Consider the following 11898-nt stretch of genomic DNA (forward strand, 5'->3'; position numbering starts at 1 on the left):
GCACCGGTGTGACGAAGGAAGGGAACAAGATCCCCGACCTGACGAAAGGTCGAGTCCGCGAGCAACTCGCGGACGAGACCGATCCGAAAGCGATCAAACGTCTCACAGCCGCACGCGAGTATCTCGAAGGGCTCTCGCCAGCTGAGATCGAAAACAAGTACGGGTGGGATCGCCAGACCGTCTACAACTGGTTGAATCGGTTCGAAGAGCGCGGCTTCGAGGCCGCGCTCTACGATGATTCTCGACCCGGTCGTCCCTCTGAACTCAGTGACGACCAGTTCGACCAATTCGCCGCTGTTCTCCACGATCCACCCGAAGAGGCTGGCTACGATGCACCAGCGTGGAGTACGGCTCTCGCTCAACAGTACCTCATCAGGACGTTCGACGTTGCATTCTCCCGCCGGCACGTCCGCAGACTCATGCACAAGGCCGGGGTCTCGCCGAAGAGACCCCGGCCAGAACCAGCCTCTGCTGACGAAGCCGAACGCGAAGAGTTCGAGGAAACAGTCGAAAAAAAGTAGGACGGCGTGACGAGGATGCAATCGTCGTCACGATTGATCAAACGCGGAAAGCAGTTGGTGCTGACCTCTACAGGGCGTGGTATCCGGTTGGCGAGAGGCCGACAGTCGGCGTGTCGGCCTCTCGCAAAGGAGTGAATCTCCTCGGGGCAGTCACCGAGCACGGGGACACGACGGTCTTGGAGTGTGGCGGATCGTTCACCGGCGAGGTGACGATCCGCTTTCTGAAGCATCTCCAAGCAGAGTTCGGTGAGCAACTGGTCGTGCTGTTGGATCAAGCGACGTACTTCACCGCCGAGGCGGTGAAGAACTTCGCCGCCGAGGAACCAATTGAGTTAGTGTATTTCCCGACAGGATCGCCGGATTTGAATCCGACCGAAGAGTACTGGAAGCGACTCAAACAAGCTCTTGGAAACCGCTACTTCGGGACGCTCGGTGAGATTCGCTCAGCAATCTGGTCAGCACTCGAAACAATTGATTCACCGGGAGTGTATCAATATCTCTGTCTCTGAGTATCACACGCTAAATGGGATTATCCTGTCGGAACTTTGTCCGGTTAGCACGAGGCGTGCTATCTGTAGCACGGAGCGAAGCCCACTACTATATTCGAGAATGTGCAGCGAAAAGCGATGTCCTCTGTACTTGAACGCTCGGTATTCCACTACGGAATTCCACTTATCCCGCTCTTTGCGGTCGATAGCTGGGATCGATCCACCCAGTGAGTTCGGCCCTCTCGCTTCTTGGGAAGAGTCCGCCTCCGAATTCTATTGGTATCATAAACCGAGACAGGATACACAGACTTCGACACCTTCTGCGGATTCAACAGAGCAGTGTCAGTCTATTCCGTTTCAGAGTCAGCAACCCACAAAGTGGATTATATACACAGTTGTAGAAGACAGTGTATGCCCTCAACTACCCAAGGCCGTCGAACTTCTCAAGTCTGGCGGGTTGCGGTTCTCGGAACAATAGCCGCACTACCCGCATCTGTCGTAATAAATTGGCTCCCGAACTCTGAAGCGACCGCCGGTGGCGGGGTGATGATAGTTGGACCAATAATCGCTGGCGCCATCGCAGCTCAGCGGTCGGTAGAGCCGAGTGCTGCTGGCCTCCGTACTGGCTTTCTGGGCGGTGTGGTTGCCGTATCTGGATTCGTCCTTACAGAAGCCACGGCTGTAGCGTGGTCACTCAACACGATCGTGTTCTTCCTTATCGCCGCCGGGATGCTCCTGTGTCTCTCGCCGGTGTTCGGCCTGATTTTTGGTCGGATTGGTGGCTGGGCAGCACACACTGTCGCTGGTTTCGGTGTCAACCAAGCATCTTAATTAATCGATATTGGGCTATTCGAACGCCTTGCTTCCGCCGTTGCTGATCGAGAAGGAAGATTTCGCCCCAACTCCAGCTAAATAGTGGTAAACATGAGCCAGTAGCCCGCGTGCGCCATGTTTGGCACAGTCAAATTTTTTGTCCGCTCGTAGGCACCAGCCGCAAGGACCACAAAAATACCCGTGAGCAGTAAGTGTACATTCCACCGCGATTCCAGTCACTACAACCTACGATGTCACCATCCCTTTTTGACTCTCTCGCAGTTGGGTGAATGCTTCTGCCAGGGTCGCAAGCATGAGTAGCGAAAACGGGAGTCCGACAACGCCTGACAGTAGGATTCCTATTCCTTGCCCGACGGTGGCACCGACCACTAACGATGTCATGGCTGTTAACACGCCTGAGATGAGCCCAATCCCAGCGACAATTATCAATAATAATCCGGACAGTCGCAGCCAATGGCCGCGCGTTAGCTGCCAGCTATCTCGAAAGCCGGCGATGAAGTTCTTGTCTTCTACCGCGACATACACGAGCACGAAGATGAACGCGACGTATGCGATGATCCCGGGAATAACAAAAAGCACTGATCCGACTAACATGAGAACCACGTATACGAGCCCACCAACGAGTGAGTTCAGGAGGACCGACACAATGTTTCGCGTGTAGTACTCTGACGGAATTGTCCGTGTATGACCGCCGACAAGCGTTCGAATTGTGACAACCGTGAGCCACTGAAGCCCTAGCAACATGAGGATGGCTGCGCTCACGGAAACGGCAAGCGGGGCGTCGACTGCCGGGAGAGCCACGTTCTCTGTCGGCGTACCTGACCGCTCAAGCCCCGTGACGACGGCGCTATAGAATGGAATCTGCCACGCAGCCCCGATCATCAAATATGCGATCAGCAACACCAAGCCGTTACGATTCGCGACACGACGGATTCCTCCAGCAAGCGATGAACCAATGTTGAGTGTCACGCCAGATCCGTCTCGTGTCGACTTGATACATTGTACTGACGCGTTTCGCTATCTGAAACTCGGCTGTTCATGTCTGCTGTTGCGGGACGTGTAACGCAGCCCCCGGATATTTTCCAGAGAGAGACCGGCTTTCGATATGGAACGTAAAGCGCTCGCGGCGCTGAGTCTGCTGGCGCTCGTTGCGCTCGCAGGCTGCTCAGCAACGGGATCGTTGTCACTGAACACCGCGGACGACGCGGAGATAGCAGAAGCCGCCAGCCGGCCGGCCGTCGTGGACAGTCCGGCTCCCGACGACCGAGGGGTGGTTCGGGAGGCGATCGAGAACGGCTCGGGGACAGCCAGAGCCACTGATCCGCCGGTCCAGAGGGGGTTGCCGCTCGCGTACGAGGGCAGCTACTACGAGATCGATTGGAACGTCACCGGCACCGAGCCCGGGACCGCGTTCGCCGTCGGCGTCGACCTCAACGGGACGGCGCCAGCCGACGAGACAGTCGGCTTCGAGGAACTCTCCGAGCGTGACCGCCGGCTGCTGGGTGATCTACTCACGGCCGTGAGCGAGCGCGAGTCCCGGCTCAGGCCTGGCCCCGATGTCGCCATCTCGGAGGAGTACACGATAGCGGAGACCAACGAGAGCGTGTTGTTGTCCGGCGAGTACAGCGCCGTTCGGCACAACGGCACCGTCTACCCCTTCGTACTGGAGGAGCGCAGGGAGGTGACGCTGACCCGCTATCGTTACACCGTCAGCAAGGTCGCCGACAGTCCCACCGCGTACGCTCAGCAGCTCCGCGGTGAGCACCTATTCAGGCTGTCGGGGCTCTCGGGGGCCGAGCGGTCGGTGGTGAACGAGGCGATCGACAGCGTCTACTACGCCGAGGATACCGACGACGAAGCGTTCCGGTCCGTAATGGACCAGTTCTCGGCGGAGTCGGCGATTGAGGCTGACCGCTACGACGGCACTTGGCTGGTGCGCTACGACGGGAAGGTGTACGTCGCGGAACTTTCCTACGGGGGGTTCGACCAGAGCGACCGGCCCGTTACGCCGAAACAGCGGACGCGTTCGGTGATCTCCTCGGTTGAGCCTCGAAACACGTTGTCACCCCGTGGGACTCGCGATCGACATACAACAGAACGACTCCGTTGAAATCCTTAACAGGTTATAGACTCCGCCGCGGCTGTTGTCAATACAGGGAACTCTCGGATCGCTCAGTACAGGGAACGTATTTCCTATTGAAGTCAGTAATTGAGGTATGGATGCGGTCCGCCGTTTCGATTTGGAGAATCCGTGGGTATACGTCTTCACGAACGTTGTTGTCTGGGTCGTCGTCGTTAGTACCATTGAAACGGTCCTCTTCGACGGTGATTTGACTAGTGCGGCCGTCAGCGGAACTGGCGGCGGTTTCGTTTTTGGAATTGCGATGCTCTATCTTAGGACGAAGGCCTAGTTCTGACACATTCAGCCAACACCCATTCTTCACCGACCAACTGTTTCAGTCAATAATGTGTCTGGAAAATAGGCTTTCAGCAAAGCAAACAGAACCGTGAAATCCGATTCACTAATACTGAAGGGGAACTCGTCGCTATTTCCATTGGCTCGAGCGACGAAAGCGAACCGATCGCGCTTCGAGTCGGAGGGTCGTTCTCGGATCCCGGGCAGACAAACGAGACCAGCTAACCGGTATCAAGGAGTTTCGGGAGTGTTCGTTCGATAGTGGGTTCCTAGCCCGTGTCAGCAACAAACAACATAAAGCGCCCGACTGCGTGTACCAATACTGTCACCGGGAGTCCGATTGCGGCTGCTAGCACGGTAACTGAGAGTATCGTCGGAACAGTACCCACTGAAACCGCTAGTCCGAGCACTGTGAGGAGTCCGCCGATGAACGTTCCCGCCGCGACCGTCTCTATCGTTCGGATGCTATCATAGGCTAGCGTTCGCGCACCGCCGTCTCTGACGAACGGGATCCCCCGACGATCTACCTCTAAGTAGGCGTAACTGAGTAGTCCGACTGCCAAACCGAGTAGCAAGACGGTACAGAGGAGAACGATGGCGGTTCCGCCGGCGAGTATCGACTCTTCTCCGCCGATCGCCGCCAATGACCCGAAGGCCAAAAGCGGGACGGCAAGTGCTGCGAGCGCTATCGCCACTACAGAAATCCCGGCCCAGACGTAGAGCCCATTTCGTGACAGCCACGTGTACGCCCGATCCGAGTAAGTGTCGGGGTGTGACGTACTCCGGTCAACCTCGGAGCTGGGCCCGCCCGTAGAGGCGTCGTCTGTCATACCGGCTGGTCGGTCGTCTCCGGTATACTTCCTGTTCCGTGTCTCGGGCGGAGAAACACGGTGAGGATTAATGGCTTTGTCACACTCCTGTGAAGCTTTCAGCGGCACGACTGTCGCGGTCACCGTGTCGGTTCTGTATCGCTCGCGTCGTAGCGCCGAACGCGACAGTCTTCGTCGAGATCGAAGTCAACTGACCCGTCAGCGAGATAGACTACAACCTGCGCGGCGGTCGGCACCGCGTCACCGGTACGTACGGTGCTTACCTCGTTGACCTCCTCCCACCCCTAAAGAGGTGGGATTCCCCGAAGGGGATATTCAGGTTGCGCGTTTCCTCGGTGGGGAGGTACGCTTTCGCGTCCCGCGTCAGCGGTCGCCGCCCGGTTACGACCCCGGACGTGCTTTCCAGCGCATACAGCCGGGTCAACGCGGCCTTCCTCCCCGGTCACGCCGGGCGTCTGCGAAGCAGACGGTAGAGTGTTCAATCCACGAGGCCGCACGGTTCGCGGCACCCGAAGTGCTACGCCGTACATGGTTCTCCCTCCCGTTGTCGGATGTTCTCAGCAGCGTTCAGGTCAGCGTGGCGGCTACGGTCGCACTCGGAACACGAGAAGTGGTCGCCGTCACGCGAGCCTTCAGCACCGCAGGCCGAACAGCGTTGACTCGTCTGGAACGGGTCAATCTCCTCGACGCGAATCCCGGCCTGCTCTGCCTTGTAGACGATGAATTCCTGTAGCTGTTAGAAATGCCACGAGTGGACACCACGCCAGTCACTCCCGGCTCTGATACCTTCCAAGTCCTCGATTTTCAACACGGGATTCTCGAACTGCTGTGCCCAGTCGATGAGGCGACGGGAGGCTTTGTGGTTGAGGTCACGAATCTGGCGCCCCTCTTTGTTACCCACGCGGTTCCGTGCGCGAAGCGCACCCGCCTCCGACAGCGACTCGCGTAGGGAACGATATTTGCGCCGGACGTATTTCGCCTCACGACCGGACACCAGCATCGACTCACCCGTTTCAGCGTCGACGGCGAGCAGGTGGTTGTGGCCGATGTCCACGCCGATTGCCGTCTCGTCACCAGTTTCAGCGTCGTACTCGACGGTGAACGTACAGAACCAGTCGTCGCCCTGGCGGTACACCTGTAACCGGGACTTGTCAGCCTCGCCGTCCACGAGCCGGGCGACGTCGTCGGCTATGTCGTCGTACACGTCGATAGGTGTGTACCACCACCCCGAGATACAGGGGAAGCCGACGACGACCGACCCGTTCTCGGTGCGGTCAATATCCCAGTTCTGGTTGTTGACCGCGAACGGCTGGCTGGCGTGGTACTCCACGATGCCGTCCTTCTTGTAGTCAAACTTGGCTTCGCGGATGGCCTGATTCTGGATGGCCGAATACAGGTCGTTGTCGATGCTGGCCGTGGTCACACTCATTCCGAACTCGTCGGCTTCCCATCCGTCGATACAGAACTGCTTGGTGTCGCGGTACAGGTGAGTGGCGCGTTGCCACTCCCTGCGGCGCTCGCGGGATGGGTTGTGAAACGTCGTGGTGATGGTCGTCGTGACCACGGTTACAACCGTAACGTATGTCTGGAAAGTTTAAAACGTGGGAATATCGGACAGGCCGACACCCGTGGTTCGCTTCCCAGTTATCGGCTTCATCCCACCCCTTCAGGGGTTGGCTTTCGCCTCGCTACCGCTGTAACAGGAGGAAGCCCACAGCTTCGGTCGTGAGAGGAACTCGACGCACGTATTTGTGTTTCCGGGCCAGTAACAGACATGATAAAATTATAGATGAATCACTAGAACAACCAGCGTGAGTGACCGCAATGACGTCGAATATTGGCCAGCGGTTCAACGCGCTTCCATTTAACAATCCGAAAGCGAACGCCCTCCACTAATGCTCTCATTAGGACCCTCAGTTGCCGTTGATGTCGTTGCTGTTGGCCTCCTGACGTGGGTAACATGGAAAACTGCGCAGGATCGGTTTCCGCCAAATGCGGTCCCCTTTGCGATAATGACCGGCAGTCTGTCGTTGTGGGCGCTACTTTCGCTGATTTCAGAATTTCCGAACGCGTGGGGGGTCGGATCGAATTTGGCCGCTATCGCGCAGGTCATCCCGGTCGTGTTTCTTCCCGCGATATGGCTAGTCTACGTGCTCGGGTATATCGGCCGAGAGACAGGATTTACTCTCCTCCGAGGGGCGCTGTTTGTTCTCCTTGCGCTCCCGCTAATCGGAGCAGCAGCCACGTTTGAGGGTGATCCGACGAGAGAGGAGATTCGTCGCTCACTCGCGTCGCTCGTCGGCACTGAATTATTCTTGATGTTCATAATTTTCGTCTACGCAGCGTTTCTCTTCCTCAGGTACGGTTGGAACCACGGGCGTGTTTCAAGAACACAGGTCGGGATCCAGCTGGGAGCAATCGCAGCACCATACGTTATTGGTGGCTGGCTCGACGGGAGTTCTGTTATTGATGGAGTCACAGGCGGATTGTTGGTTTCGGGAGCGCTCCTTGCCGTTGCGATTCAACGCTATCCGGTATTGACGGGGTTCCCGAAAGCGGATTATGTCGCGCGGTCACGCGTCGTCGAATCGCTTCAGGAGGCGGTCGTCGTTGTCGACTGGGAATCAAATATCCTCGACGCTAATGAGACAGCCGAGGGCTTGTTTGGCTGGACGACACGAGACGTGATCGGGACGCCACTCAACGCGGCCGTTGACGGATTTGACGCGACAAATCTATCAGCCGGTACAACTGAGGTCGTCTCGCTCCGAACGACGAAGGGTCGACGCCAATTTCAATACACGGTCTCCGACGTCGAACGCGATACGAGCGACAGCGATGAGGAGCCTGTGGCACGGACAGTTGTCTTCCGAGACGTGACTGACCAGCGAACCCGTGAACAGCGGCTCTCAGTACTCAATCGAGTGCTCCGACACAACGCCCGGAACAAACTCGACGTGATCTTGGCGCATGCGGATCACGTCGAAGATGACACGCACCGGACAGCCATTCGAGATAGTGCCAGCGAGCTCGCCTCGGTCAGTCGGAAAGCGCGGGAGGCCGAAGCGGTTATGACCGATAGCGTTAGCGCTCCGTCAACGGTCGACATTGCTGCTGTCGCCCACGAAGTCGCCGCGACGGCCCGCGATGATTATCCGGATAGCAGCATCTCGGTCACCGCACCGGAGCGGCTACAGTTGACCTCCTACCGAACCGTTGTGCGTCGGCTCATGACTGAACTCGTCGAGAACGCTATCGTTCACTCAGACGACCCCGCACGAGTCGATATCGAGGTCGAAACGACCGCTGATGATGTCCCGCAGCTCCGGATCGCAGACAACGGTCCCGGGATTCCGGACCGAGAACGTGAATTGTTGACCGAATCGAGTGAAACGCAACTCGAGCACGGACTTGGTGTTGGACTCTGGTTCGTTAATTGGGCAGTAAGCCAACTGGGCGCTGAACTTGAGTTTCAATCTACTGGTACCACAGGCACTACCGTAGTCGTTCGTTTTCATCGGAATAGAGAGTCGATGCCGCAAGACTCAGACGGCAATCACAGTAGGTGATAGGCGTCTTGACATCGGAGCTTTCGAAGGCTATGACAATCTCAGACACGACGTGTCCACACGCGGTGGTCCTCCGTGGCTCCGCCGATCCCATTGAATCGAAAACCATGTTCGGGTAGGTTGTGTACAGTGATGATATACAATTTTTAGTTGCTAGGTGAATTATTGCTAGAGCGATGTATTCAGCCCTCCAACAAGAAGATTGGACATTCGGACGACGGCTACAGCAACTCTTGCTGCTTCGCCTGCTATACCGCTCTCGGTGGTGTGAGCAGGTCAGTCCGCAGTCAACTGAACCCCGTAGCAACGCCCGGCTGTCTCTCAACTGTAAGCGGCCTGGTGGTGATTGACAGTATGAGCGACGATTCAGGTGTGAACATTAATGGCCCCGATAGCCTCAAAGGTGCGTTGCTGTACATCCTCATTGGGATTGCTATCATCAGTTACGGGGGATACGATTACGTTCAACAGACGGAGGCAGTTCGAGAGTCGGTTGAGGTTGATGCAACTATCACCGAACTCGACATTGAGACTGACAGCGGAACGTCATCAAACCCGGGTGCGAATTTCGATCCGGTGGTCGAGTTTGAGTACACGTATAACGGAACTGAATATACTGGGACAAAAATCTATCCAGCAGATATTGAACAGAACTACGAAACGCAGTCAGGCGCCGAATCAGCCATTGAAGAGTACGAACAGGGCACACAGACAACCGCATATGTTTCTCCCGACGAGCCGGGAGATGCGTTTTTGAAAAATCAAACGTCGAACGCACCGATCATCGCGTTTGTGCTTGGCGGAGTATTCACCCTCTTCGCAACAGTTTCCGCCGTAAGGAAACTCTGACACGCTGAAACTGCGCTGAGGATGAGTAATTGGGCGTGAGGCAGATTAAGTACGTTGGTCATCAGAAATATTCAGCCTGGGAACCGGATACTATTTTTCTGTTTCCGAGCCAGAGAGCGTAGATAACACCTATACAATTACCGGATACTGGCTGAATTATGAACAGAAGCTCGAAGAGTCAGTTGTTGGTTTCTGGAGGAAGTCTTCTACTAGTATTCCAACTAATTGTGTTTCAGCAGGCTTTCAACATCGTCGCAAATCCTGGGGTTTCAGGCACGCTGAGGAATGTTCTTAGTGGTGGATTGTTACTCATCGCTACGATCTGTATCGGTAGCGGAGCGTATCTTCGGTATTAGCGTACTTCAGTTACACAGGGTCTACACTAAGCGCCTGAGCGTCGATCGATTTTTGTGAAACAGTGGCATACGTGTAGTTGCTGATGCCCTCCGCAGATTACGGGGACGAACCTCCTTTGAGGGCCGGAGGGACAGGGGGCATCAGCGTTTTGTACGCTGGTAGTACGCTTCTGGTCGAGAACATTTATCCGTATTTATTTGAGCCACGACTGGTAATTGTCGGCATGGTTATGCCCTCCATCTTCGATCAACTAGACGATCATCCGGTCTCACTTGTGGTCGGATTTGTGACCGTCGCCGGAGTGTATGTACTCACTCCGGCAGTGTGGTACACGGCGTTGATCGCGGGAATGATCGTGTCTGGCGTGCTTGAATTCGCAATCAAGGAGGTACCGCCCGATACCGACGAGTACGATCCGGAACAGTACCCGCTGTGGGCGGCCGCGGATTCGGGAGACGTTCCGGGCGACAGTCACGACACCGACTCTGCGGATGATGCGTTGTCAACACTCCAAGAGCGATACGCAAGCGGAGAGCTCAGCGATGCGGAATTTGAAGACAAAGTCGAACGGCTCCTCGAGTCCGACAGAGATGACGCGCCATCGCATCTGGAAGAAGATTCGGTCTTAGAAGATGTCGAAAAGTAACTGTAGACGGCTCCAGTAACTCGATTCTACAGTTCTCTGCGTTGGCTGTCTGGGCACTCGTCCAACGGATGTGCTTCCGAACCTGAAACGCGTCTCGGAGCATTATTACTGAGCGCACGTCTTCTAAAATGATGCCCTCCAAACGGACGTTCGCGAAGCGCTTCGGTGCGCTCGTGGCAACTGGGCTCGGTGTTAGTAGGCCCATTGGAGCACTGACTTCAGAACCCCCGCCCGCTGGAACGCTCGCAGTCAACGCGGCCGGTGAAACAGGAGCGGCGACTGGTGGCTCGGCCAATCACGGCCCTCCGCAGCAACTCCGCTCAGCGGTTGCTAACGGGGTGTACAAGCCGGCCGCAGTTACATCACGGGGAGTTGACACCGTGGTTACTGCGCGGTTTGACCCGAGCCTGGTAACGATGACGGGGGTCCCACAGAGGGTTGCGGCCCCGATCCGTGACCTCCTCTCTCGGTACGACAGCGTATCGCTTGACCGACTCCGGCAGGTGGCTGGCGGAACCGCACTCACGACAGAGGGCCCCGAGGGCTGTGTTGTCGTCGTCGGTGATATCGACGCAGGGACACTCCGTAGAGAACTTGCCAGTGACGCCGATCTCATCCGGGAGCCAGCCACCGAGGCCGGCTTTACGCGGTTCGAATCGAAACGCGCAACCACGGCGCTTGGTGTCCGCGCGGACGAAGTTGTCATCGGGCACGCCGTATCGATTAGCGGTGCGGTGGCCCACCGCGACGCTGGTATCAGCGGTCGCGACACGGGACACTCACCGACAGACACGGACTACGGATCGCTCCCGTCACGACTCCACGGAGACGCAACGATCTGTGTCGACCTGGGGACAGAGACGCGGGAGTATCTGCGACGCACACTCTCGGGCGCACCGGAAGCCCTCCGGACAGCGGTTGATGCGGCAAGCGCGGTCGGGGTCGCCTGTACTGTGCCCCCCACCGCCTCAGGACATGAGGGGTCTCCGTCGGCCGCGCCGGCGACACTCCAGCGCGACGCCGTCGACGCTCCGAGGACGACGTTTCGCTACGGCGCAGTAGCCGATCCGAAGCGACTGGACAGAGAAACGGCTGAGGCGATCGCGCGTGCCGCCCGCGACGGCGAGTCCTCATTTAGTGACGCAACCATCTCCAGACACGGCCGAACCGTGATACTCGACGCTGCCGCGGACGGCAACGTATTCGCGCCACATGCGGCGGTAACTGGCGTGAGCGTTGGCGACGTCGAGTCGCTGTCAGACTCATGAGTTCCAACATCGCACCCACTCCCGACACACGGCATCGCTTCCAGTGTGGCTCCGACGCAGCCACCCCAAAACTCGGTCACCGCGCTATCAAGGCGACGATGCGAGACCGACAAAAACCAC

The 11898-nt window shown here is 57.2% G+C and carries 10 protein-coding genes and 1 pseudogene; 8 read left to right on the top strand and 3 right to left on the bottom strand.

Features of this window, described 5'->3' with window-relative positions; genetic code table 11:
- Positions 1 to 8 precede the first annotated feature (8 nt).
- Together EXE45_RS10945 and EXE45_RS10950 are read left to right on the top strand one after the other, a co-directional pair.
- Positions 9 to 1030, top strand: a protein-coding gene (locus tag EXE45_RS10945; protein WP_137694354.1) for an IS630 family transposase whose coding sequence is annotated in 2 segments (ribosomal slippage) — positions 9 to 509 and positions 512 to 1030 — 1020 coding nt in all. Because the reading frame shifts where the segments join, the coding sequence is not laid out codon by codon here.
- Between the two features lie 390 nt (positions 1031 to 1420).
- On the top strand, positions 1421 to 1840 hold the full coding sequence (locus EXE45_RS10950; RefSeq protein WP_137694355.1) for a DUF5518 domain-containing protein: 420 nt from the start codon (positions 1421 to 1423) through the stop codon (positions 1838 to 1840).
- Between the two features lie 228 nt (positions 1841 to 2068).
- Here EXE45_RS10950 and EXE45_RS10960 read toward each other — a convergent pair whose 3' ends face one another.
- The gene (locus EXE45_RS10960; RefSeq protein WP_241989467.1) at positions 2069 to 2812 is read right to left on the bottom strand and encodes a hypothetical protein; all 744 of its coding nucleotides are present in this window, start codon (positions 2810 to 2812) and stop codon (positions 2069 to 2071) included.
- A 136-nt stretch (positions 2813 to 2948) separates the two neighbouring features.
- Here EXE45_RS10960 and EXE45_RS10965 point away from each other — a divergent pair, with 136 nt between their 5' ends.
- Both EXE45_RS10965 and EXE45_RS10970 read left to right on the top strand, forming a co-directional pair.
- Complete coding sequence (locus EXE45_RS10965; protein ID WP_241989468.1) at positions 2949 to 3953, top strand: hypothetical protein; 1005 nt, start codon at positions 2949 to 2951, stop codon at positions 3951 to 3953.
- 106 nt (positions 3954 to 4059) lie between these two features.
- Entirely contained in the window at positions 4060 to 4254 is a 195-nt protein-coding gene (locus tag EXE45_RS10970; protein WP_137694356.1) for a hypothetical protein, read from the top strand.
- A 274-nt stretch (positions 4255 to 4528) separates the two neighbouring features.
- Here EXE45_RS10970 and EXE45_RS10975 read toward each other — a convergent pair whose 3' ends face one another.
- Together EXE45_RS10975 and EXE45_RS10980 are read right to left on the bottom strand one after the other, a co-directional pair.
- The gene (locus EXE45_RS10975) at positions 4529 to 5089 is read right to left on the bottom strand and encodes a hypothetical protein (RefSeq protein WP_137694357.1); all 561 of its coding nucleotides are present in this window, start codon (positions 5087 to 5089) and stop codon (positions 4529 to 4531) included.
- 517 nt (positions 5090 to 5606) lie between these two features.
- A pseudogene (locus EXE45_RS10980) lies at positions 5607 to 6653 on the bottom strand (RNA-guided endonuclease InsQ/TnpB family protein).
- A gap of 331 nt (positions 6654 to 6984) precedes the next feature.
- Here EXE45_RS10980 and EXE45_RS10985 point away from each other — a divergent pair.
- From EXE45_RS10985 to EXE45_RS11005, 4 genes are all read left to right on the top strand, one after another.
- Positions 6985 to 8658, top strand: a complete 1674-nt coding sequence (locus EXE45_RS10985) for an ATP-binding protein (RefSeq protein ID WP_137694358.1) — start codon at positions 6985 to 6987, stop codon at positions 8656 to 8658.
- A 354-nt stretch (positions 8659 to 9012) separates the two neighbouring features.
- Positions 9013 to 9507 (top strand): DUF3592 domain-containing protein, encoded by a 495-nt coding sequence (locus tag EXE45_RS10990; RefSeq protein ID WP_137694359.1) that lies wholly within the window; start codon positions 9013 to 9015, stop codon positions 9505 to 9507.
- A gap of 439 nt (positions 9508 to 9946) precedes the next feature.
- The gene (locus tag EXE45_RS21750; RefSeq protein ID WP_321167814.1) at positions 9947 to 10510 is read left to right on the top strand and encodes an SHOCT domain-containing protein; all 564 of its coding nucleotides are present in this window, start codon (positions 9947 to 9949) and stop codon (positions 10508 to 10510) included.
- A gap of 380 nt (positions 10511 to 10890) precedes the next feature.
- Positions 10891 to 11778: a hypothetical protein gene (locus tag EXE45_RS11005; RefSeq protein ID WP_321167815.1), complete on the top strand. Its 888-nt coding sequence runs from the start codon at positions 10891 to 10893 to the stop codon at positions 11776 to 11778.
- The last annotated feature ends 120 nt before the right edge of the window (positions 11779 to 11898 follow it).

Origin of the sequence: Halorubrum sp. SP9, from assembly GCF_005435015.1 — an archaeon.
Classification (GTDB): domain Archaea; phylum Halobacteriota; class Halobacteria; order Halobacteriales; family Haloferacaceae; genus Halorubrum; species Halorubrum sodomense.

Bases quoted from the DNA above. Each gene is read 5' to 3' on its own strand.
- EXE45_RS21750 (WP_321167814.1), top strand. From the start codon at position 9,947: ATGCCCTCCGCAGATTACGGGGACGAACCTCCTTTGAGGGCCGGAGGG.
- EXE45_RS10970 (WP_137694356.1), top strand. From the start codon at position 4,060: ATGGATGCGGTCCGCCGTTTCGATTTGGAGAATCCGTGGGTATACGTC.
- EXE45_RS10975 (WP_137694357.1), bottom strand. From the start codon at position 5,089: ATGACAGACGACGCCTCTACGGGCGGGCCCAGCTCCGAGGTTGACCGG.
- EXE45_RS10985 (WP_137694358.1), top strand. From the start codon at position 6,985: ATGCTCTCATTAGGACCCTCAGTTGCCGTTGATGTCGTTGCTGTTGGC.
- EXE45_RS10965 (WP_241989468.1), top strand. From the start codon at position 2,949: ATGGAACGTAAAGCGCTCGCGGCGCTGAGTCTGCTGGCGCTCGTTGCG.
- EXE45_RS10950 (WP_137694355.1), top strand. From the start codon at position 1,421: ATGCCCTCAACTACCCAAGGCCGTCGAACTTCTCAAGTCTGGCGGGTT.
- EXE45_RS10990 (WP_137694359.1), top strand. From the start codon at position 9,013: ATGAGCGACGATTCAGGTGTGAACATTAATGGCCCCGATAGCCTCAAA.